Source organism: Kitasatospora sp. NPDC059462 (assembly GCF_042749955.1).
Lineage (GTDB): Bacteria > Actinomycetota > Actinomycetes > Streptomycetales > Streptomycetaceae > Kitasatospora.
On the sequence record NZ_JBHYUU010000114.1, the window covers coordinates 1 to 20,736 of the forward strand.

A 20,736-nucleotide genomic window follows, 5' to 3' on the forward strand; every position below is an offset into this window, starting at 1 on the left:
GGGGGCCCCCCCCCGGGCCCCCGGGGGGGGGGGGCGGCGGCCCCCCCCCCGCGCGCCCCGGGGGGGGGGCGCCCCTCGTCGTTCGGCGGGCGTCCGCTCAGTGGCGGCCGTGCCCGTTGCCGTTGCCGTTCCCGTTGCCGTTCCCGTCACCGCCGCCGATGACGCCGGGCGGGAAGGTGAAGCCGCCGCCGATCACACCGCCCGCGTTGGTGCCGGGGATGCCGGGGTTCGGGGCCGGCGGCGGGTTGCCGCCCGCGTTCGGGTCGGCCGGCGGGCTGGCCGGGGCGGTGGCGTTCGGGTCCGGCTTGGGGGCCGGGTCCGGGATGTCGACGGTCTGGAAGGTCTCCTTGGGCGAGCCCTTCAGCGCGCCGTCCATGGCCATCTTCCAGATCGGGCCGGGACCGGTGGCGCCGAAGACGCCGTCGGAGCCGTAGTAGGTGTCGCCGATCTTCATGTTCTTCATCTCGACGCCGCCGGTCGGGCCGCCGATCCAGACCGCGGTCGCGAGCTGCGGGGTGTAGCCGCTGAACCAGGCGGCCTTCTTCTTGTCGGTGGTACCGGTCTTGCCGGCGATCTGGCGGCCGTCCTCCAGGCCGAGGGTGGCGCCGGTGCCCTTCTCGGTCACGTTGAGCAGGACGGTGTTCATCGCGTCGGCGGTCTGCTCGGAGAAGGCCTGGGTGCAGCTGGTCTGCGGGACCTTGACGTCCTTGCCGTCGACGGTGGTGATCTTGTTGATCGCGATCGGCGTGCAGTGCTTGCCGCGGGCGGCGAAGGTCGCGTAGACGTTCGCCATGGTCAGCGGCGACATCTCCTTGGTGCCCAGGGTGATCGAGGGCACGACGTCGATCTTGTCACCGGACGCGGTGGCGGTGATGCCCAGCTTGTCGAGCATCTGCTTGACGGGGCAGAGGCCCATCTCCTGCTCCATCTGAACGAAGTAGGTGTTGACCGAGAGGGCCATCGCCTGCTTCAGCTCGTAGGGGCCGACCTCGCTCTTGCTCTCGTTCGGGACGTAGCGCTTGTCGCCCTTCTCGGTGTTCTTCCAGGTGCCTTCGCAGGTCTTCATCGTCGGCCACTCGATGCGGTTCTCGGACGGGTACGCCTTGGTGGGCGGCATGCCGTTCTCGAGCGCGGCCGCGGCGATGATCGGCTTGAACGTCGAACCGGGCTGGAAGCCGTTGCCACCGCCCATCGCCGCGTCGACGTTGAGGTTGACGACGGTCTGGTTCTTGGCCGGCTCCAGGCCGTACGGGCGGGTCTGGGCCATCGCCAGGATCTTGCCGGTGCCCGGCTCCATCATGGTCGCGGCGGCCGAGACCGGGTCGGTGACCTTGACCTTGGTGGTGACGGCGGCCTGGGCGGCGGCCTGCTTGTCCGGGTCGAGGGTGGTGTAGATGTTCAGACCGCCCTGGTCCCAGAACTTCTTGCGCTCGGCGGCGTTCTTGCCGAACACCGGGTCCTGCTTGACCACGTGCCGGACGTAGTCGCAGAAGAAGCCCATGCCCGCCTGGGCGGTGATGCAGCCGTTCTGCGGGTCCTTGTACTTCAGGCCCAGCGGGGCGGCCTTGGCCTCCTTGGCCTGGTCCGGGGTGACGTGCTTGTTCTCGACCATCTTGTCGATCACGACGTTGCGCCGCTTCACCGCGTTGTCCGGGAAGCGCACCGGGTCGTACTGCGACGGGTTCTGCACCAGGCCGGCCAGGGTGGCGGCCTCGGCGATGGTGAGGTCCTTGTTGGACTTGCTGAAGTAGCGCTGGGACGCGGCCTCGATGCCGTACGCCTGGTGGCCGTAGAAGGTGATGTTGAGGTAGTTGGTGAGGATCTGGTCCTTGGTCAGGTCCTCCTCCAGCTTGATCGCGACCTTCAGCTCCTGGATCTTGCGGCCCAGGGTCTTGCGCTGGGCCTCCAGGACGGCGGCCTGGTCGTCACCGGCCTTCTCGACGTTGACGTTCTTCACGTACTGCTGGGTGAGCGTCGAGGCGCCCTGGGAGGCGGTGCCGCTCTCCGCGTTCTTGCTGATCGCGCGGAGCACGCCCTTGAGGTCGACGGCGCCGTGCTCGTAGAAGCGGGCGTCCTCGATGTCGACCTGGGCCTGCCGCATGTACGGCGACATCTGGTCGGCGGTGAGGACGGTGCGGTCGCGCTCGTACACCTTGGCGATCAGCCCGCCCTTGGCGTCGAAGATCTGGGTCGCCTGGGTGAGCGGCGGGGTCTTGAAGTCGTCCGAGATGTTGGAGAAGCCCTCCGCCGTGTTCTTGGCGGTCAGCCCGAGCGCGCCGACGGCAGGCAGGGCCATGCCGGCCAGCAGGACGCCGGAGAGCACACTGACCCCCAGGAACTTCACTCCGTGTCCCGCGTAGTCCAGCGGTGACCCGCGGCGCTTGCCGCGCGGAGCTCCGGTGTTGCCGGGGGGCGGGGATGCCTGGGGGCGCTTCGGTGCCATGGGGAGAACCCTACGTTGCCGAATGCCACACACCGGGGCAGGTGTTCGCCTACGCTTGTCACAAGCTTGCGACAGCTTCGCTGTGTCAGCATCGATCACTCTTGTGAGTGATGAGAATTGCCCGAATTGCCCGCTCCTGGGGTGCTTTTGAGGCAGCTGTCGCCCGCTGCACCGCTGTGTCCGGTAGCGCTGAGTGACGACCCGCGTGGCGAGAGTGGCGCCCGTCGGGCTGGCAAGGCTTGCGACCTGCGATCACTCCAACGAGTGAGCTGATCGCCACCCATAGTCCAATTGGGTCATTCGAGATTGAGCCCGAAGGGGCTGTTGCAACCTGTCGTTCTTCCGTAACGTCCTCAACTGGCAACGGTGAATATGCCGTTGCCGCCGTGGGGGAGCCTCGATTCGGGAGAGGACGGCGCCGGCATGGGCTGGGTAGACGACTGGAGTGCGCAGGCCGCCTGCCGCACGAGCGATCCGGACGAACTGTTCGTCCAGGGGGCGGCGCAGAACCGCGCCAAGGCGGTGTGCAGCGGGTGCCCGGTGCGCACGGAGTGCCTGGCGGACGCGCTGGACAACCGGGTGGAGTTCGGGGTCTGGGGCGGGATGACCGAGCGCGAGCGCCGGGCGCTGCTGCGCCGCCGGCCGACCGTGATCTCGTGGCGCCGGCTGCTGGAGACGGCGCGTACGGAGTACGAGGCCTCGCTGGCCACCGGCGTGATACTGACGGACTACGCCCAGGCGGGCTGAGCCCCCGGGTCGTAGCAGGACGGTCGGTCGGCCCGGGCTGGGGGGCCCGGGCCGACCGGTGTCCGCGCCGACCGGTGTCCGGGGCCGGCGTCAGCCGGTGGAGCCGCTGAGCCGTTCGCCGATCGCCCGCAGTCCGTCCAGGTCGTGGACGTCCCCGGGCAGTGCGGCGACCTCGACGATCGGCACATCCGGGTAGACCGAGACGAAGCGGTCGCGGGTCCGGCGTTCGCGCACCATTACCTGCATCCGCTCGGCGTGCAGCCGCAGCAGCCCGGCCGCGAGCAGCTCGGCCTCCGGCGAGGCGTGCTCCGCGCCGTTCTCCTCCAGCGCCTCGGCGGCGGCCAGCGCCCGTTCGGCGGTGAGCTGCGGCGCGCCCGTCCCGTGCACGCGGTTGAGCACCAGCCCGGCCAGCGGCATCCGGTCGGCGGCCAGCCGGTCCACGAAGTACGCCGCCTCGCGCAGCGCGTCCCGCTCCGGAGCGGCCACCACCAGGAACGCCGTGCCCGGCGCCTGGAGCAGCTGGTACGTGCGGTCCGCGCGTTCGCGGAAACCGCCGAACATCGAGTCCATCGCGCTGACGAAGGTCTGCACGTCGGTCAGCAGCTGGGCGCCGAAGATCTTGCCGAGGGTGCCGGTGAACAGGCCCATCCCGGCGTTCAGGAACTTCATCGCGGACCGGCCGCCGACCTTGGCCGGCGCGGTCAGGATCCGGATCACCTTGCCGTCCAGGAAGGACCCGAGCCGGTTCGGCGCGTCCAGGAAGTCCAGCGCGGAGCGCGAGGGCGGGGTGTCGACGACGATGAGGTCCCACTCCTCGGCCGCCCGCAGCTGGCCGAGCTTCTCCATCGCCATGTACTCCTGGGTGCCCGCGAAGCCGGCCGACAGGGACTGGTAGAAGGGGTTCTCCATGATCGCGCGGGCCCGCTCGGGCTCGGCGTGGGCGAGCACGACCTCGTCGAAGGTCCGCTTCATGTCGAGCATCATGGCCTGCAGCTCGCCCTCGCCGCTCACGCCCTTGACGATCCGCGGGGTGTTGTCGAGCTCGGTCAGCCCCATCGACTGCGCCAGCCGGCGGGCCGGGTCGATGGTCAGCACGACGACCTTGCGGCCGCGCTCGGCGGCCCGCAGGCCGATGGCCGCCGCGGTGGTGGTCTTGCCGACACCACCGGAGCCGCAGCAGACGATGATCCGGGTCTTCGGGTCGTCGATCAGCCCGTCCACGGCGAGCCGGCTGCCGTCGGCGCCGCTCGCTCCGCCGTTCACTCCGCCGCCCGCGCCGCCGCTCCCGCTGTTCCGCCCGCTCACGCTGCCCCCTGACGCTTCAGTTCGCCCGCCAGCCGGTAGAGCCCGCCGAGGTCCACGCCCTCGCCCAGCAGCGGAAGTTCGTACGTCGGGAGCTTCAGCTGCTGCAGGTCGGCGCGCCGCGCGCGCTCCAGCTCCACCCGCTCGGCGTGCTCCCTGGCCTGCTCCAGCAGCGGGTCGAGCAGCGGCTCGACCGCCGCCCGGACGGTCTCCGGCTTGCGCGAGCGCCCGCCGAGCCCGGCCTCGCCGAGGGCCAGTGCGACCTCCTCGCGGTGGTCGCCGTCCACCGCGGCCACTGCCGCCGCGTCCAGCACGGGCGGCCGGACCATGTTGACCAGCACCCCGCCCACCGGCAGCCCCGCCTCGTGCAGCTCGGCGAAGCCGTCCACGGTCTCCTGGACCGGCATCTCCTCCAGCAGGGTGACCAGGTGCACGGCGGTCTCCGCCGACTTCAGCACCCGCATCACGGCCTGCGCCTGGCTGTGGATCGGGCCGATCCGGGCCAGGCCCGCCACCTCGGAGTTGACGTTCAGGAACCGGGTGATCCGCCCCGTCGGCGGCGCGTCCATCACCACCGCGTCGTACCGGCGGCGCCCGTCCGGGCCCTTGCGGCGGGCGGCCTCGCAGGCCTTGCCGGTCAACAGGACGTCCCGGACGCCGGGGGCGATGGTGGTGGCGAAGTCGACGAAGCCGACCTTCTGCAGCGCCTTCCCGGCCCGGCCGAGCTTGTAGAACATGTCGAGGTACTCAAGGAGGGCCTGCTCGGTGTCGATGGCGAGCGCGTGCACCTCGCCGCCCGCGGCCGCGGCGCCGTCCCGGGCCGGCAGGCCGAGCTGGGCCGGGGTGACCGAGGCGATCCGGCGCTCCTCGTAGGGCAGCGCCGCTATGCCGAACAGTTCGGCGATGCCCTGCCGGCCCTCCACCTCGATCAGCAGCGTCCGGTGGCCCTGGGCGGCGAGCGCCAGCGCCAGCGCCGCGGCCACCGTGGTCTTCCCGGTTCCGCCCTTGCCGCTGACCACGTGCAACCGCACGCCCTCCCAGTCGGGATCGCGCCGGGCCGCCTGGCCGGGGGTGCGTGCCACGCTCCGTCTCCGTCCGTCTCCGAGAGCCGGCACCTCGCGGGTGCCCTCCCGCGAGGGTAACCAGGGACCGCGCCGGATGCCGGGACTACCCCGGGGGCCGGACCTGAATCATGCCCGCTTTGTGGGCCACCTCACACGCCGGAGCACGCCGGGGCGCGGACCGTGCCGGTCCGCCGGGACGGAGCGTCTAGAGTCTGGCCATGACCAAGTGGGAATACATGACGGCACCCCTGCTCGTGCACGCCACGAAGCAGATCCTGGACAACTTCGGCGAGGACGGCTGGGAGCTCGTCCAGGTCGTACCGGGCCCGAACCCGGAGCAGCTGGTGGCCTACTTCAAGCGGGAGAAGCAGGCATGAGCAAGGTCGAGGAGAAGCTCGCCGAGCTGGGTCTGACCCTGCCGCCGGTGGCCGCCCCGGTCGCCGCCTACGTGCCCGCGGTGCGCACGGGTGAGTTCGTCTTCACCTCCGGCCAGCTGCCGATGGTGGGCGGCAAGCTGCCGAACACCGGCAAGGTCGGCGCCGAGGTCACCCCGGAGGAGGCCAAGGAGCTCGCGCAGATCTGCGCGCTGAACGCGCTGGCCGCCGTCAAGTCGGTGATCGGCGACCTCGACCTGGTCGAGCAGGTCGTCAAGGTGGTCGGCTTCGTCGCCTCCGCCCCCGACTTCACCGGCCAGCCCGGGGTGATCAACGGCACCAGCGAGCTGCTCGGCAAGGTGCTCGGCGAGGCCGGCGTGCACGCCCGCAGCGCGGTCGGCGTCACGGTGCTGCCGCTGGACGCCCCGGTCGAGGTCGAGCTGCAGGTCCGCGTCCGCGCCGGAGCCTGAGCCCCACCCGGACGCGAGGACCCGCCGGGGCGGGGAAGGACAACGGATCACCCCTGTCCAACCCCGCCCCCGGGCGCTTAGCATCCGGGCATGGACCAGCGAGCAAGGACGCTCCCGATGCCGCCCGGCTGGCCGGCCCGGATCCGGGCGGCCGACGCGGGCGAGCTGACCCCGCCCGTGCCGAAGCCGTCCGCCACCGTGGTGCTGCTCAGGGACACGGCCGCGGGCGACGCGCCCGAGGCGTACCTGCTGCGCCGCCGCACCTCGATGGCGTTCGCCGCCGGGATGTACGCCTACCCGGGCGGCGGGGTGGACCGGCGGGACGCCGAGGCGGAGATCGGCTGGGCCGGTCCCGGCCCGCGCGCCTGGGCCGAGCGGCTCGGCGTGGACCCGGCGACCGCGCAGGCGGTGGTCTGCGCCGCGGTCCGCGAGACCTTCGAGGAGGCCGGGGTCCTGCTGGCGGGACCGGACGCCGGCAGCGTCGCCGAGCCCCGCGACTGGAGCGCCGAGCGCGCCGCCCTGGAGGCCCACGAACTCTCCTTCGCCGGTTTCCTGCGCGACCACGGCCTGCTGCTGCGCAGCGACCTGCTGGCCGGCTGGGCACGCTGGATCACCCCGGCGTTCGAGGAGCGCCGCTACGACACCTGGTTCTTCGTCGCCGCCCTGCCGCCCGGTCAGGACGCCGCCCGGGAGGTCGGCGAGGCCGACCGGGTCGCCTGGCTCACCCCGGCCGAGGCCGTCCGCGGCCACCAGGAGGGCCGGTTCGGCATGCTGCCGCCCACCGTCACCGTGCTGCGCGAACTGCTGTCGGTGCGCAGCGCCGCCGAGGCACTGGAGGCGGCGGACGGCCGCTCGCTGGAGCCGGTGCTCGGCCGCGCCGAGGTGCGCGGCGAGCGGCTGACCGTCCGCTGGCCGGGGTACGACGAACTGACCATCGACGGCACCTTCCCCGAGGAACGCGTCGGCTGACGCCGCGCCCCTCCTCGCCCGCACGACCCGCTCATGCCCGTCCCCTTCTTCTTCCTCCCGGAAAGGACCGACGCCCGATGACCCACAATGACGTGGCTCGCCGGACGGCACCCGAGATGCCCGCCCGCAGCCTGACCCCGCGCACCCCGGCCTGTGACGACAGCGGCCCGGTCCGCTTCACCGAGGTGGCCCAGCGCGCCCTCGTCCGGGCGCTGCCCCTGCGCCTGTTGCACCGCGACGGAGAGGGCGGCCGGTGAGCGGACTCCTGCCCGGTGACCCCGCCGCCGCCATCGGCGGCGAGGCCACCGCCCGTGCGCACTGCGTGCTGGCGCCGAACCCGTCCCCGATGACGCTGGACGGCACCAACACCTGGCTGCTCGCCGAGCCCGGCTCGGACCTCGCGGTGGTGATCGACCCGGGCCCGCTGCACGAGGGCCACCTGCGCCGGGTGATCGAGACCGCCGAGCAGCGGGGCCTGCGGGTGGCGCTCACCCTGCTGACCCACGGGCACGCCGACCACTCCGAGGGCGCGGCCCGGTTCGCCGAGCTGACCCGCACCGAGGTCCGCGCGCTGGACCCGGCGCACCGGCTCGGCTCCGAGGGCCTCACCCACGGCCAGCGGCTGGAGGTCGGCGGTCTCGACCTGCGGGTGGTGGCCACGCCCGGCCACACCTCGGACTCGCTGACCTTCCACCTGCCGGCGGACGGCGCGGTCCTCACCGGTGACACCGTGCTCGGCCGCGGCACCACGATGGTCGCCCACCCGGACGGCCGGCTCGGCGACTACCTGGACTCGCTGCGCCACCTGCACACCATGGCCGCCGAGCACGGCGTGCGGACGGTGCTGCCCGGCCACGGGCCGGTGCTCGCGGACGCGCTCGGCGCGGTGGACTACTACCTCGCGCACCGGGCCGGCCGGCTGGCCCAGGTGGAGACGGCGGTCGAGACCGGCTGCCGGACGGCCGCCGAGGTGGTGGCCCGGGTGTACGCGGACGTGGACCGCGCGCTGTGGCCGGCCGCCGAGCTGTCGGTCCGCGCCCAGCTGCAGTATCTGCGGGAGCACGGGCTCATTCCGGACTGACGTCCGGCGCCCGTCCGGCGCCTGTCCGACGCCCGTCCGACGCCTGTCCGGCCGCGGACCGGCCGCGCTCCGGCCGCACGCGAAGGGCCCGTACGCCGGAGCGTACGGGCCCTGTCGCGAGTGGTGCGCGGTCGCGCTGTCGGCGGCTGCGCGTTCGCGGCTACCGGGAGCGGCGGGAGAGCCGCTCGACGTCCAGCAGGACGACCGCGCGGGCCTCCAGCTTCAGCCAGCCGCGGCCGGCGAAGTCGGCGAGCGCCTTGTTGACCGTCTCGCGGGAGGCGCCGACCAGCTGGGCCAGCTCCTCCTGGGTGAGGTCGTGGGCGACGTGGATGCCCTCCTCGGACTGCACGCCGAAGCGGCGGGAGAGGTCCAGCAGGGCCTTGGCGACGCGCCCGGGCACGTCGGAGAAGACCAGGTCGGACATCACGTCGTTGGTCCGGCGCAGGCGGCGGGCGATGGCGCGCAGCAGGGCGATCGAGACCTCGGGGCGGGCGTGCAGCCAGGGCTGGAGGTCGCCGTGGCCGAGGCCGAGCAGCTTGACCTCGGTCAGCGCGCTCGCGGTGGCGGTGCGCGGGCCCGGGTCGAACAGCGAGAGCTCGCCGATCATCTCGCTGGGGCCGAGGACGGCGAGCATGTTCTCGCGGCCGTCCGGCGAGGCGCGGTGCAGCTTGACCTTGCCCTCGGCGACGACGTACAGCCGGTCGCCCGGGTCGCCCTCGTGGAACAGCGACTCACCGCGGGCGAGCGTCACCTCGGTCATGGAAGCGCGCAGCTCGCCGGCCTGTTCGTCGTCGAGTGCCGCGAAGAGTGCGGCGCGCCGCAGAACGTCGTCCACGTGCTTCCTCCTTCTCGGCCGGCCGGCCGTCAAGCCCTCCGGCACAAGTTCGTACAGTGCTCTGCATCACCAAGCATGGCGCATGTCGCTCCGATCATATGAGGAGGGGGTGTTCCGAGGGGTGCTGCGCGGGGCCATTCGTACCGCCGGAATCGTCCCGGGAGCCGCCCGAACCGGCAGGTCAGCCGGTCAGCGGGGCCGGGTGGTGCAGCCGGGGCCGGTCGTGATCAAGCCAGGTTCGATCAAGTCCGGTCAGGTTCGGTCACGGCGGGTCGTGACGGGTCGGGTCGTGGCGGGTCGAGTCGGGTCGTGACGGGTCGGGGTCGGATCCGGGTACGGGTGGGGCAGGTGCGGGCCGGCCCGGTCCGTGGACCTTCAGACCTCCGACGGCGCCGGCAGGTCGGCGAGCGTCGCGGGCCGCCCGGCGGCCGGGGCGGGCAGCCCGAGCAGCCGCCGCATCGCCCGCCGGGCGCGGTCGGCCGCCCGCCGGTCGCCGTACAGCCGGCGGGCGTGGTTGAGCGCGAGAACCTGGCCGGTCAGCTCGAAGACGGTCTGCTCCGGTTCCGTTCCGGCGGGCAGCTGTCCGGCGGCGACCGCCAGCTCGACCTGGTGGCGCACCCGGCGCTGCCAGAGCGCGTTGCGGGCCACCACCGCCGAGCGGACCGGCCCGGGCTCCCGGTCGTCGAACTCCGCGCTCACCGTGGTGAAGAAGCAGCCACCGGGCAGCAGGTCGCGCTCCAGGTAGGAGACCCAGGCCTCGCACTGGGCGAGCAGCAGCGGCAGGCCCGGCGCGGCCCCGGCGGTCTCCGAGCGCCGCACCACCTCGCGGACGAACATCGCGACGGCCTCGTCGACGACGGCCAGCTGCAGGCACTCCTTGGTGCCGAAGTGCCCGAGGACGCCGGACTTGCTCATCGACAGGTCGGTGGCGAGCCGGCCGATGGTCAGGCCCTCCAGCCCCTCGACCGAGGCGAGGTCCAGGCCGCGGGCCAGGATCGCGTCGCGGGTCCGGCGGCTGTCGGCGGCGGATCTTCTCGGGCTCACCGCGCCAGTGTAGCGAGCGCCGGGGTTTTAGAGTCCGACCGTTCGGACGCTATAGTCCGGCGTGATGACGCCCCATCACCGCCCCGTCCCCGAGGAGCAGCCATGCCGGGTTCCCGCATCGTCGCGCTGGGCCACCACCAGCCCGCGAAGGTCCTGACCAACCACGACCTCGCCCGGCTGGTCGACACCAGCGACGAGTGGATCCGGCAGCGCACCGGCATCGTGACCCGCCGGATCGCCGAGGACGAGACCGTCACCGACCTCGCCGCGGCCGCCGCCGGCAAGGCGCTCGCCGCCGCCGGACTGGCGCCCGACGAGATCGACCTGGTGGTGGTCGCGACCTGCACCGCGATGGGCCGCTGCCCGAACATCGGCACCCAGGTCGCCGGGCGGCTGGGCATCCCGGCCGCCGTCGGCTTCGACGTCAACAACGGCTGCGCCGGCTTCTGCACCGCGCTGGCCACCGCCGACCACGCCGTCCGGGCCGGCGCCGCCCGCCACACGCTGGTCGTCGGCGCCGAACGGATGAGCGACGTCACCGACTGGACGGACCGCTCCACCTGCGTCCTGCTCGGCGACGGCGCGGGCGCCGCCGTGCTCGGCCCGGACACCGCGGCCACGTCGGCCACCGCGGGCACCGGGCGTCCGGGTGTCGGGCCGGTGGTCTGGGGCTCCGACCCGACGCGGGGCCACGCCGTCCGGCTGGACGACGGCTGGCGCCCGCACTTCCGCCAGGAGGGCCAGACCGTCTACCGCTGGGCGACCACCACCCTGGCGCCGATCGCCGAGGAGGCCTGCCGCCGGGCCGGCCTCGCCCCCGCCGACCTGGGCGCGGTGGTCACCCACCAGGCCAACCTGCGGATCGTCGAGGCGCTGGCCGACCGCCTCGGTGCCACCGGCGCGGTGGTGGCCCGCGACGTCGTCGAGTCCGGCAACACCTCGGCCGCCTCCGTGCCGCTCGCCCTCGCCAAGCTCGTCGAGCGCGGCGAGGTGCCGACCGGCGCCCCCGCCCTGCTGCTCGGCTTCGGCGGCGGCCTCTCCTGGGCCGGTCAGGTCGTCACCTGCCCCTGACACGTGCCGACCGGCGCGCGGCCACCGGCCGGGGGCGCGGGCCCGGCCGATCCGCCGCAGGAGCGCGGCCGTCCGGCGTAGCCTTCACGCATGGCAGAGAGCAAGGTCCGGAAGACCGCGTCTGCGGGGCAGCCGGCGGGCAGGGCGGTCAAGGTGCGCAAGCCGGAATCGCGGCTGGCGATGGTGCGCAGGGCCCGGAGGATCAACCGGGAACTGGCGGAGCTGTACCCGTACGCGCACCCGGAGCTGGACTTCGAGAACCCCTTCCAGCTGCTGGTGGCGACGGTGCTGTCGGCGCAGACCACCGACCTGCGGGTGAACCAGACGACACCGGCGCTGTTCGCGAAGTACCCGACGCCGGAGGACATGGCGGCGGCGAACCCGGCCGAGCTGGAGGAGATCATCCGGCCGACCGGGTTCTTCCGGAACAAGGCGAAGTCGCTGATCGGCCTGTCGATCGCGCTGCGCGACGAGTTCGACGGGGAGGTCCCCGGCCGGCTGGCCGACCTGGTCACCCTGCCCGGCGTCGGCCGCAAGACCGCCAACGTCGTCCTCGGCAACGCCTTCGGAGTCCCCGGGATCACCGTGGACACCCACTTCGGGCGGCTGGCCCGCCGCTTCGGCTGGACCGCCGAGGACGACCCGGTGAAGGTCGAGGCGGCGGTCGCGGGGATCTTCCCGAAGTCCGAGTGGACGATGCTCTCGCACCGGGTGGTCTTCCACGGCCGGCGCATCTGCCACTCCCAGAAGCCGGCCTGCGGGGCCTGCCCGATCGCACCGCTCTGCCCCTCCTACGGGGAGGGCGAGACCGACCCGGAGAAGGCGCGGAAGCTGCTGAAGTACGAGCTGGGCGGCCACCCGGGCCAGCGGCTGCGGCCGCCCGCCGACTTCCCCGGCGAGGCCGGCGCCCGCGCGGACGCCGCCGCGCACCACGGCGAGGTCGCCGACCTGGCGGTGGCCGAGTGAGCGGGCGAGGGGAGCCGCGGGTGCCGCGGGTGCCGCAGGTCGAGCGGGACGGGCTGCCGGTCTGGCTGGAGCCGGTCCGGGAGGCCGCGGAGCGGGTGCTGCCCGAGCAGCTGAGCCTCTTCCTGCCGCCGCCCGAGGGCGGCCGGGCCGCCGCGGTGCTGATGCTGTTCGGCGAGGGCGCGTCCGGACCGGACCTGTTGCTGATCGAGCGGGCCCGCTCGCTGCGCTCGCACGCCGGACAGCCGTCCTTCCCGGGCGGCGCGCTGGATCCGGAGGACGGCGACCCGGCGGGGCCCGGGCCGGTGGCGGCGGCGCTGCGCGAGGCGTGGGAGGAGACCGGGCTGGAGCCGGACGGCGTGCAGGTCTTCGCGACCCTGCCCGCGCTGTACATCCCGGTCAGCCGGTTCGTGGTGACCCCGGTGCTCGGCTGGTGGCGCGAGGAGTCGCCGGTCCGCCCGGTGGACCTGGGGGAGACCGGCGCGGTGTTCCGGGTGCCGATCACGGAGCTCACCGACCCGGCCAACCGGGCCCGGCTGCGCCACCCGTCCGGCCACCTGGGGCCGGCCTTCGCGGTCGGCGGGCGGCTGGTCTGGGGCTTCACCGCCGGGGTGATCGACCGGGTGCTGCACCACAGCGGCCTGGAGCTGCCGTGGGACGCCGGCCGGATCGTGGACCTCTCGGACGAGGCGCTGGCGCTGGTGCAGGGCGATCTGGAACGCTCCCGCGCGGTGCTCGGCCGCGACGCCGGGGCGCTGTGAACCGCAGGGGTGGTGGTGCTGCCCGCCGCGGCGACCGGGCCGTGAACCGCGGGACGGTGGGCGGGAGGCGTGGCGCGGTCGGGGGTGGCGTGCCTCCCCGGGCGGTCGGGGCGGGCGTGTTTCCCCGTGCGGTCGGGGCGGGCGTGCCTCCCCGGGCGGTCCGGGCCGGATTCGGCGGTCGTCCCTCCGGCCGGGTGGTCCGTCGTGGGAGGGTGTCCGGGTGAACGTCCTGGATGTGCTGTTGATCGCCGCGGCCGTCGGCTTCGCCGTCTCGGGCTACCGGCAGGGCTTCGTGGTCGGCGTGCTGTCGGTCCTCGGCTTCCTGGGCGGCGGCCTGCTCGCCGTCCAGCTGCTGCCGCTGCTGCTCGACCACCTCAGCCCCGGGACGGCCGCCTCGGTGATCGCCGTGGTGGTGGTGATCGTGCTGGCGGCGACCGGCCAGGCGATCACCACCCACTTCGGCTGGAAGCTGCGCGGCCACATCGACCGCCGTCCGGCCCGGGCCCTGGACGCGGTGGGCGGATCCGTGGTCAACGTGATCTCGATGCTCTTGGTGGCCTGGCTGATCGGCTCGGCGCTCGCCGGGACGTCCCTGCCGACCGTCTCCAAGCAGGTCCGCACCTCGGCCGTCCTCGGCGGCGTCCAGGACGCCCTGCCCTCGGACGCGCCCAACTGGTTCTCGGACTTCTCCAAGGTGCTCGCCCGCAACGGCTTCCCGCAGGTGTTCAACCCCTTCGAACACGAGCCGATCACCCAGGTCGACACCCCCGACCCGGCGCTGGCCGGCAGCCCGGCGGTGGCGAAGGCGCGGCAGAGCCTGGTCAAGGTGGTCGGCACCGCCACCGCCTGCGGCAAGACGCTGGAGGGCAGCGGCTTCGTCTACGCCCCGCACCGGGTGATGACCAACGCCCACGTGGTCGGCGGCGTCGACGAGCCGACCGTGCAGATCGGCGGTGTCGGACAGCTGTACGACGCGACGGTGGTCAGCTACGACTGGCAGCGCGACATCGCCGTCCTCGACGTGCCCAAGCTGAACGCGCCGCCGCTCGCCTTCGCGGGCGAGGCGAAGACCAACGACAGCGCGATCGTCGCGGGCTTCCCCGAGAACGGCGCCTTCAACGTCCAGCCGGCCCGCATCCGCGGCCGGATCCAGGCCAACGGCCCGGACATCTACCACCGCGGGCAGGTCGTCCGGGACGTCTACTCGGTGCGTTCGCTGGTCCGCCAGGGCAACAGCGGCGGCCCGCTGCTCACGCCGGACGGCCAGGTGTACGGGATGGTGTTCGCGAAGTCGCTGGACAGCGCGGACACCGGGTACGTGCTGACCGCCGCCGAGGTGCGGCAGGACGCCGAGCAGGGCGTCACGGCGACGGGCCGGGTGGACACCCAGGGCTGCGCGCTCTGACGGCGGGGCCGGCCGGGCGGGTCCCGGCCGGCCCCGGGCCGGTCGGGCGCTGTGGTGGGGCGGGGCCGGTCGGGCACTGTGGTGGAACCCGGACCGTCGGGTGCCGTGGTGGAACCGGACCGGACCGGTCAGGTGTCGCGGCGGAGCCGGGCACCCACCCAGCGGGCGCGGCGGCCGAGGATGTGCGGGATGCCGAGCTGCCGCTGCGCCGTGCGGGGGTGGCCGCCCGCACCGTCGAAACCGCTCTCGAAACCGGAGTCGTAGCCGGATTCGAAGCCGGTGTCGTAGCCGCCGTCGTAGCCGTGCTCGTCCGCCCACTCGGGGCGGTGGGCGGAACGCTGCGGGCTGTTGCTGTGCTGTCGGCCGCGCGGGGCGCCGCCGCGATCGGGCATCCAGGTCATACCGCAATGGATGCCCCTGGGCCGACGGGGGTAACCGCCCGGCGGGCCACCAACCGGGCCTATGCGTTTGTCATATGAACGCCAAATCAAGGGAGTTGGGACCTTCGGCCCTGTTCGGCCATCCGGGCGCCGGGACCATCGCCCCGTGCCCTTTCCCGGTGGCGGGCCGTTGCACCCTCAGTCCTTGTGCCGGCCGATCCAGTCCAGCAGCTCGGCGGTGAACTGCTCCGGCGCCTCCTCGTGCGGGAAGTGCCCGATCCCCGGCATCAGCCGCCAGCGGTACGGCGCGGCCACGTACTCGCCGCCGCCCAGCGCGGTGTGCGACAGGAGCACCGGGTCCGCCGCGCCCTGGACGTGCAGGGTGGGCGCGGTGATCGGCTTCTTCATCCGGCGGGCGAACTGGATGCCGTCCGGGCGGGCCATTGAGCGCAGCAGCCACCGGTAGGGCTCGATCGAGCAGTGTGCGGTGCTGGGGATCTGGATCGCCTGCCGGTACGCGGCCACCGTCGCGCGGTCCAGCTGGTTGCGGCCGGTCCAGGCGTCCAGGTAGCGGCCGACCAGCGCGGCGTCGTCGGCCACCAGGCGCCGCTCCGGTATCCACGGGCGCTGGAAGCCCAGCACGTGCTCGAAGGCGGCCATCTGCTTGCGGTCGGTCAGCAGCGCCCGGCGGAGGTCACGGGGGTGCGCGGCCGAGACCACGGTGAGGCTCTGGATCACCGAGGGCCGCATCACGGCCGCCACCCAGGACAGCGTGCCGCCGGAGGCGTGGCCGACCAGGTGCGCCCGGTTCTCGCCGAGGGAGCGGATCACCCCGGTGATGTCCAGCGCGAGGTTGCCGGGGTCGTAGCCGCGCGGGGTGCGGTCGCTGCCGCCGATGCCGCGCAGGTCCACGGCGACGGCCCGGTAGCCGGCCGCGGCCAGCGCGGTCAGCTGGTGGCGCCAGGCCCACCAGTACTCGGGCCAGCCGTGCACCAGCAGGACCAGCGGGCCCTCGCCGAGCTCGGCGATGTGGAACCGCGCGCCGTTGGCGGCGAGGTCGCGGTGGATCCACGGCCCGGCCTGCCGGACGTCCCAGGAGGCCGGGGACGCGTCCTGGGCGTCACCGGGGGTGGAGAGGCCGGAGCTGTCGGACGGCTGCGCGGGCACGGGCTTCTGGTCGAGCGACATACCGAGAGCGTGTCACATCCGCGCGCCGGACACGCGCCCGGCACTCGCATGCGGACCGTTCCGGCCCGCCGCTCGGCGGGCGCACGTCGCCCACGGGTCCCCGGCGCATCCCTGGCGCGTTCCCGGCGTGCCCCTGGCGCGCGCCGCGGGCCCGCCGGAGGGTCTGCGGAGGCGCCTCCGGGATTGCGGGCGGGACGCGTACGGGGTGCGGCCGGGAACGCCGGCCGGACGCCTGCCGGGTGCCTGTCGGCTGCCTACGGGATGCGGCCCAGGGCGCGGTCGATCTCCTCCTTGGTGGCGGGGCGCGGCCGGGCGTTCTTCAGGACGTCGGCGGTCTTCTGCGCGCCCTCGATGGTGCGGACCGGCTTCTCGATCTTCTTGAACGAACGCAGCGCCAGCAGGCCCAGCAGCACGGCCAGCAGCAGGTACGCACCGGCCACGATCAGGAACGACCAGCCGAGCGACAGGCCCAGCGCGTGGATGCCGAACGCCGCGGCCGCGCTCAGCATCGGGACGGCGGCCAGCGCGACCACGCCGGCGACGCCCAGCGAGACGCCGCCGGAGACGCCGCGCTTGACGTCGGCGCGGATCTCGGCCTTGGCGAGCGCGATCTCGTCGTGGACCAGGGCGGACAGGTCGGCGGTGGCCGCGGCGAACAGCTGCCCCACCGAACGCTCGCCCTCGTAGGGCGCCCGGCCGTTGCTGGACGGGTCTGCGGCTCCTGCGGGCATCAGCGGTTCTCCTCTTCGGTGGACTGTCGACAGTTCAGAATCATGCCTCTACCGGACGAGCGGACACCACTCCGGGGCCCCGCCGGGGGGACGTGTCCGGCGAGGCGGGCTGCTCAGCGCGCTTCGTCGCGGCCCTGGTCGGCCGGGCGTGTCGGCCCCGCGTCGGCGGGCCGTCCGTCGGTGGGCTGTCCGTCCGTGGGCCGTCCGTCGGCGGGCCGTCCGTCCGTGGGCCGTCCGTCGGTGGGCTGCCCCTGGGCGGCCATGCGGTTCTGCCAGGCCGGGTCGTCGAGCTGGTAGACGTCGGGGATGCCGTCGCCGTCGAGGTCGCGGTCCTCCTCCTCGCACAGCTCGCGGTAGTGCCGGTTGCGCAGCTTCAGCAGCACGGTGGCCGCCAGCGCGCAGATCAGCGAGCCCACCAGGACGGCGGCCTTGGCCCGGTCGGCGAGCGCCTGGTCGTCCGGGAAGGCCAGCTCGTCGATCAGCAGTGAGACGGTGAAGCCGATGCCGGCCAGGACCGAGACCGCGAACATGTCGGCCCACTTGAGCTGCGGATTCAGCTCGGCGCGGGTGAAGCGGGCGGTCAGCCAGGTGCCGCCGAAGACGCCCACGGACTTGCCGACCACCAGACCGACCACGATGCCCAAGGGGGCGGACTGGGTGAACACCTCGCGCAGCGCCGGACCGGAGATCCCCACGCCGGCCGCGAACAGCGCGAAGACCGGCACCGCGACCCCGGCCGAGAGCGGCCGGACCAGGTGCTCGATGTGCTCACCGGGGGAGTGCTCCTCGTCGCCCTCCCGGTGGCAGCGGAGCATCAGGCCCATCGCGACGCCCGCCACCGTGGCGTGCACGCCGCTCTCGTGCATCAGCGCCCAGATCACGAACGCGAGCGGGACGAACAGGTACCAGCCGTGCACCCCGCGCCGGTGCAGGAACCAGAACAGCGCGAGCCCGACGAAGGCCAGCCCGAGCGCCCAGAACTTGATGCCGGAGCTGTAGAAGACCGCGATGATCAGGATCGCGATCAGGTCGTCCACCACCGCGAGGGTGAGCAGGAAGGCGCGCAGCGCCGAGGGCAGATGACTGCCGACGACGGCGAGCACGCCGAGCGCGAAGGCGATGTCGGTGGCGGTCGGGATCGCCCAGCCGCTCGGATGCCCGCCGGGCCCGGCGTTGACGACGGTGTACAGGACGGCGGGCAGCACGACACCGCAGACGGCCGCGATGACGGGCAGCATCGCCGCGCTGGGGCTGCGCAGCTCGCCCGCCACGAACTCGCGCTTGAGCTCGATGCCGGCCACGAAGAAGAAGATCGTCAGCAGCCCGTCCTTGGCCCAGGTGCCCAGGGTGAGGTCGAGGTGGAGCGGGGCGGAGGGGCCGACGGTGTGGTTCAGCACGGACTGGTAGGCGTCCGGCCAGACGTTGGCCCAGATCAGCGCGATGACTGCGGCGGTGAGCAGCAGCACGCCGCCGACCGTCTCGGTGCGCAGGGCTTCGGCGAGGAAATTGCGTTCGGGGAGCGGCAGCCTGCCGAGGAACTGGCGGCGCTGGGGCGTCGAGGTCGGCTCGTGAACGGGCGGCTGGCTGGCCACGCGCGGCCTCCTGGGGGCGAGGGGACGGTGTGGATGCACCGGTGGTGCATCGCCGACCAGACTTCCCGGCTCGCCCTGTGGCGCGGATCTTGATGCGCCTTTGACATTGTAGCGTGACGGCAGACCGATAGACCGATAGACCGATAGACCGACAGAGCGGAAGACCGGTGGACCGGCAGACCGACGGAGCGACATCCGGATTGTCCTACTCAAGGACTTAAGCCCTCGCGGCCCGTTGCGCACGGCGGACGGGGTGCGGGAGGGGTCCGGACACGGCGGTGCCCCGGGCGGTCATGACCGCCCGGGGCACCGTCACCCGTGGTTCAGGGGGTGGGTCAGCTCTCGCTGCCCGCCTGCGGCAGCTGGGCCTGGATGAGGTTCATCACCGTGGAGTCGGCCAGCGTGGTGGTGTCGCCGACCTCGCGGCCCTCGGCGATGTCGCGCAGCAGCCGGCGCATGATCTTGCCGGAGCGGGTCTTCGGCAGCTCGCCGACCACCTTGATCTGCTTCGGCTTGGCGATCGGGCCGAGCGTGCGGCCGACGTGCGCCCGCAGCTCCTCGACCAGCTCGGGGCTGTCGGTGGCGTTGCCGCGCAGGATCACGAAGGCGACGATCGCCTGCCCGGTGGTGGCGTCGGTGGCGCCGACCACGGCGGACTCGGCCACCGACGGGTGCCCGACCAGGGCCGACTCGACCTCGGTGGTCGAGATGTTGTGGCCGGAGACCAGCATGACGTCATCGACCCGGCCGAGCAGCCAGATGTCGCCGTCCTCGTCCTTCTTGGCACCGTCACCGGCGAAGTAGCGGCCCTCGAAGCGCGACCAGTAGGTGTCGATGTAGCGCTGGTCGTCGCCCCAGATGGTGCGCAGCATGGACGGCCACGGCTCGGTGAGCACCAGGTAGCCGCCGGAGCCGTTCGGGACCTCGACGGCGTTGTCGTCGACCACGGTGGCCGCGATGCCCGGCAGCGCGCGCTGGGCGGAGCCCGGCTTGGTCTCGGTGACGCCCGGCAGCGGGCTGATCATCATCGCGCCGGTCTCGGTCTGCCACCAGGTGTCCACGATCGGGGCCTTGCCGGCGCCGATGTGCTCGCGGTACCAGATCCACGCCTCGGGGTTGATCGGCTCGCCGACGCTGCCCAGCACCCGCAGCGAGGACAGGTCGAACTTCGCGGGGATGTCGTCGCCCCACTTCATGAAGGTGCGGATCGCGGTCGGCGCGGTGTAGAGGATGGTCACGCCGTACTTCTGGACGATCTCCCAGAACCGGCCCTGGTGCGGGGTGTCCGGGGTGCCCTCGTAGATGACCTGGGTGGCGCCGTTGGCGAGCGGGCCGTAGACGATGTACGAGTGGCCGGTGACCCAGCCGATGTCCGCGGTGCACCAGTAGACGTCGGTCTCCGGCTTGAGGTCGAAGACGGCGTGGTGGGTGTAGCTCGCCTGGGTGAGGTAGCCGCCCGAGGTGTGCAGGATGCCCTTCGGCTTCCCGGTGGTGCCCGAGGTGTAGAGGATGAAGAGCGGGTGCTCGGCGTCGTGCGCCTCGGGGGTGTGCTCGGTGGACTGGCGCTCGGTGGCCTCGTGCCACCAGACGTCGCGGCCCTCGGTCCAGGCAACCTCCTGGCCGGTGCGGCGCACGACCAGGACGTGCTCGACGCCCTCGACCTTGGTCAGCGCCTCGTCGATGGCCGGCTTGAGGGCGGACGGCTTGCCGCGGCGGTAGCCGCCGTCGGCGGTGATGACCAGCTTGGCCTGGGCGTCCTGGATGCGGGAGGCCACGGCGTCGGCGGAGAAGCCGCCGAAGACCACCGAGTGGGTGGCGCCGATCCGGGCACAGGCGAGAATCGCGACGACCGCCTCGGCGATCATCGGCAGGTAGATCGCGACCCGGTCGCCCTTGACGACACCGAGCTCCAGCAGCGCGTTGGCGGCCTGCGAGACCTCGTCCTTGAGCTGGGCGTAGGTGATCGAGCGGCCGTCGCCGGGCTCGCCCTCGAAGTGGATGGCGACGCGGTCGCCGTTGCCGGCCTCGACGTGCCGGTCGACGCAGTTGTAGGCCACGTTGAGCTTGCCGTCGGCGAACCACTTGGCGAACGGCGGGTTGGACCAGTCGAGCGTCTGGGTGGGCTCGACGGCCCAGCTGAGGCGGCGGGCCTGCTCGGCCCAGAAGCCGAGGCGGTCCTCGGAGGCCTGAGCGTACGCGGCCGCGGTGACGTTGGCGGCTGCGGCGAGCTCTGCCGGCGGGGCGAAGCGCCGCTCCTCCTTGAGCAGGTTGGCCAGGCTCTCGTTGCTCAACGCGCACTCCTCATGAGTCATGATC

The 20,736-nt window shown here is 73.2% G+C and carries 20 protein-coding genes; 10 read left to right on the forward strand and 10 right to left on the reverse strand.

Annotated elements, in window-relative coordinates; genetic code table 11:
- Positions 1-97 precede the first annotated feature (97 nt).
- Positions 98-2,443: a transglycosylase domain-containing protein gene (locus ACFXAM_RS25395; RefSeq protein WP_380294545.1), complete on the reverse strand. Its 2,346-nt coding sequence runs from the start codon at positions 2,441-2,443 to the stop codon at positions 98-100.
- A gap of 423 nt (positions 2,444-2,866) precedes the next feature.
- Between ACFXAM_RS25395 and ACFXAM_RS25400 the strand changes: the two genes are divergently transcribed.
- On the forward strand, positions 2,867-3,190 hold the full coding sequence (locus tag ACFXAM_RS25400; protein WP_344338874.1) for a WhiB family transcriptional regulator: 324 nt from the start codon (positions 2,867-2,869) through the stop codon (positions 3,188-3,190).
- 90 nt (positions 3,191-3,280) lie between these two features.
- Here the strand turns inward: ACFXAM_RS25400 and ACFXAM_RS25405 are convergent, their stop codons facing one another.
- Both ACFXAM_RS25405 and ACFXAM_RS25410 read right to left on the reverse strand, forming a co-directional pair.
- Positions 3,281-4,453 (reverse strand): ArsA family ATPase, encoded by a 1,173-nt coding sequence (locus tag ACFXAM_RS25405; protein WP_380294562.1) that lies wholly within the window; start codon positions 4,451-4,453, stop codon positions 3,281-3,283.
- A 38-nt stretch (positions 4,454-4,491) separates the two neighbouring features.
- Positions 4,492-5,574 (reverse strand): ArsA-related P-loop ATPase, encoded by a 1,083-nt coding sequence (locus ACFXAM_RS25410; protein ID WP_380294546.1) that lies wholly within the window; start codon positions 5,572-5,574, stop codon positions 4,492-4,494.
- Positions 5,575-5,774: 200 nt separating this feature from the next.
- Here ACFXAM_RS25410 and ACFXAM_RS25415 point away from each other — a divergent pair, with 200 nt between their 5' ends.
- From ACFXAM_RS25415 to ACFXAM_RS25435, 5 genes are all read left to right on the forward strand, one after another.
- The gene (locus tag ACFXAM_RS25415; RefSeq protein ID WP_350541473.1) at positions 5,775-5,933 is read left to right on the forward strand and encodes a DUF4177 domain-containing protein; all 159 of its coding nucleotides are present in this window, start codon (positions 5,775-5,777) and stop codon (positions 5,931-5,933) included.
- The gene (locus ACFXAM_RS25420; protein WP_344338870.1) at positions 5,930-6,400 is read left to right on the forward strand and encodes a RidA family protein; all 471 of its coding nucleotides are present in this window, start codon (positions 5,930-5,932) and stop codon (positions 6,398-6,400) included. The genes ACFXAM_RS25415 and ACFXAM_RS25420 overlap by 4 nt, the downstream gene beginning before the upstream one ends.
- A 90-nt stretch (positions 6,401-6,490) precedes the next feature.
- Positions 6,491-7,369, forward strand: coding sequence for an NUDIX hydrolase (locus tag ACFXAM_RS25425; protein WP_380294547.1), 879 nt, complete (start codon positions 6,491-6,493; stop codon positions 7,367-7,369).
- A gap of 77 nt (positions 7,370-7,446) precedes the next feature.
- Positions 7,447-7,626, forward strand: coding sequence for a hypothetical protein (locus tag ACFXAM_RS25430; RefSeq protein WP_380294548.1), 180 nt, complete (start codon positions 7,447-7,449; stop codon positions 7,624-7,626).
- Positions 7,623-8,450, forward strand: coding sequence for an MBL fold metallo-hydrolase (locus ACFXAM_RS25435; RefSeq protein WP_380294549.1), 828 nt, complete (start codon positions 7,623-7,625; stop codon positions 8,448-8,450). Before ACFXAM_RS25430 ends, ACFXAM_RS25435 begins: the two co-directional genes overlap by 4 nt.
- 160 nt (positions 8,451-8,610) lie before the next feature.
- Here the strand turns inward: ACFXAM_RS25435 and ACFXAM_RS25440 are convergent, their stop codons facing one another.
- Entirely contained in the window at positions 8,611-9,285 is a 675-nt protein-coding gene (locus tag ACFXAM_RS25440) for a Crp/Fnr family transcriptional regulator (protein WP_030288117.1), read from the reverse strand.
- A gap of 375 nt (positions 9,286-9,660) precedes the next feature.
- Positions 9,661-10,329 carry a TetR/AcrR family transcriptional regulator gene (locus tag ACFXAM_RS25445; RefSeq protein WP_380294550.1) on the reverse strand — a complete coding sequence of 223 codons (669 nt, stop codon included), beginning with the start codon at positions 10,327-10,329 and terminating at the stop codon, positions 9,661-9,663.
- 102 nt (positions 10,330-10,431) lie between these two features.
- Here ACFXAM_RS25445 and ACFXAM_RS25450 point away from each other — a divergent pair, with 102 nt between their 5' ends.
- From ACFXAM_RS25450 to ACFXAM_RS25465, 4 genes are all read left to right on the forward strand, one after another.
- Positions 10,432-11,400 carry a beta-ketoacyl-ACP synthase III gene (locus ACFXAM_RS25450; protein ID WP_380294551.1) on the forward strand — a complete coding sequence of 323 codons (969 nt, stop codon included), beginning with the start codon at positions 10,432-10,434 and terminating at the stop codon, positions 11,398-11,400.
- A gap of 90 nt (positions 11,401-11,490) precedes the next feature.
- Positions 11,491-12,366, forward strand: coding sequence for an endonuclease III (nth, locus tag ACFXAM_RS25455; protein ID WP_380294552.1), 876 nt, complete (start codon positions 11,491-11,493; stop codon positions 12,364-12,366).
- Positions 12,363-13,124 (forward strand): NUDIX hydrolase, encoded by a 762-nt coding sequence (locus tag ACFXAM_RS25460; RefSeq protein WP_380294553.1) that lies wholly within the window; start codon positions 12,363-12,365, stop codon positions 13,122-13,124. The genes nth and ACFXAM_RS25460 overlap by 4 nt, the downstream gene beginning before the upstream one ends.
- 220 nt (positions 13,125-13,344) lie before the next feature.
- Entirely contained in the window at positions 13,345-14,529 is a 1,185-nt protein-coding gene (locus ACFXAM_RS25465; RefSeq protein WP_380294554.1) for a MarP family serine protease, read from the forward strand.
- A gap of 128 nt (positions 14,530-14,657) precedes the next feature.
- Here ACFXAM_RS25465 and ACFXAM_RS25470 read toward each other — a convergent pair whose 3' ends face one another.
- From ACFXAM_RS25470 to acs, 5 genes are all read right to left on the reverse strand, one after another.
- On the reverse strand, positions 14,658-14,930 hold the full coding sequence (locus ACFXAM_RS25470) for a hypothetical protein (RefSeq protein ID WP_380294555.1): 273 nt from the start codon (positions 14,928-14,930) through the stop codon (positions 14,658-14,660).
- A gap of 177 nt (positions 14,931-15,107) precedes the next feature.
- Positions 15,108-16,097: an alpha/beta fold hydrolase gene (locus ACFXAM_RS25475; RefSeq protein ID WP_380294556.1), complete on the reverse strand. Its 990-nt coding sequence runs from the start codon at positions 16,095-16,097 to the stop codon at positions 15,108-15,110.
- Between the two features lie 254 nt (positions 16,098-16,351).
- Complete coding sequence (locus ACFXAM_RS25480; RefSeq protein ID WP_350558600.1) at positions 16,352-16,828, reverse strand: phage holin family protein; 477 nt, start codon at positions 16,826-16,828, stop codon at positions 16,352-16,354.
- 113 nt (positions 16,829-16,941) lie between these two features.
- Entirely contained in the window at positions 16,942-18,420 is a 1,479-nt protein-coding gene (gene nhaA, locus ACFXAM_RS25485; RefSeq protein WP_380294557.1) for a Na+/H+ antiporter NhaA, read from the reverse strand.
- Between the two features lie 335 nt (positions 18,421-18,755).
- Positions 18,756-20,732 carry an acetate--CoA ligase gene (gene acs / locus ACFXAM_RS25490; RefSeq protein WP_380294558.1) on the reverse strand — a complete coding sequence of 659 codons (1,977 nt, stop codon included), beginning with the start codon at positions 20,730-20,732 and terminating at the stop codon, positions 18,756-18,758.
- Between the last annotated feature and the right edge of the window lie 4 nt (positions 20,733-20,736).

Bases quoted from the DNA above. Each gene is read 5' to 3' on its own strand.
- nth (WP_380294552.1), top strand. From the start codon at position 11,491: ATGGCAGAGAGCAAGGTCCGGAAGACCGCGTCTGCGGGGCAGCCGGCG.
- ACFXAM_RS25420 (WP_344338870.1), top strand. From the start codon at position 5,930: ATGAGCAAGGTCGAGGAGAAGCTCGCCGAGCTGGGTCTGACCCTGCCG.
- ACFXAM_RS25415 (WP_350541473.1), top strand. From the start codon at position 5,775: ATGACCAAGTGGGAATACATGACGGCACCCCTGCTCGTGCACGCCACG.
- ACFXAM_RS25450 (WP_380294551.1), top strand. From the start codon at position 10,432: ATGCCGGGTTCCCGCATCGTCGCGCTGGGCCACCACCAGCCCGCGAAG.
- ACFXAM_RS25470 (WP_380294555.1), bottom strand. From the start codon at position 14,930: ATGACCTGGATGCCCGATCGCGGCGGCGCCCCGCGCGGCCGACAGCAC.
- ACFXAM_RS25480 (WP_350558600.1), bottom strand. From the start codon at position 16,828: ATGCCCGCAGGAGCCGCAGACCCGTCCAGCAACGGCCGGGCGCCCTAC.
- ACFXAM_RS25425 (WP_380294547.1), top strand. From the start codon at position 6,491: ATGGACCAGCGAGCAAGGACGCTCCCGATGCCGCCCGGCTGGCCGGCC.
- ACFXAM_RS25475 (WP_380294556.1), bottom strand. From the start codon at position 16,097: ATGTCGCTCGACCAGAAGCCCGTGCCCGCGCAGCCGTCCGACAGCTCC.
- acs (WP_380294558.1), bottom strand. From the start codon at position 20,732: ATGACTCATGAGGAGTGCGCGTTGAGCAACGAGAGCCTGGCCAACCTG.
- ACFXAM_RS25430 (WP_380294548.1), top strand. From the start codon at position 7,447: ATGACCCACAATGACGTGGCTCGCCGGACGGCACCCGAGATGCCCGCC.
- ACFXAM_RS25395 (WP_380294545.1), bottom strand. From the start codon at position 2,443: ATGGCACCGAAGCGCCCCCAGGCATCCCCGCCCCCCGGCAACACCGGA.
- ACFXAM_RS25400 (WP_344338874.1), top strand. From the start codon at position 2,867: ATGGGCTGGGTAGACGACTGGAGTGCGCAGGCCGCCTGCCGCACGAGC.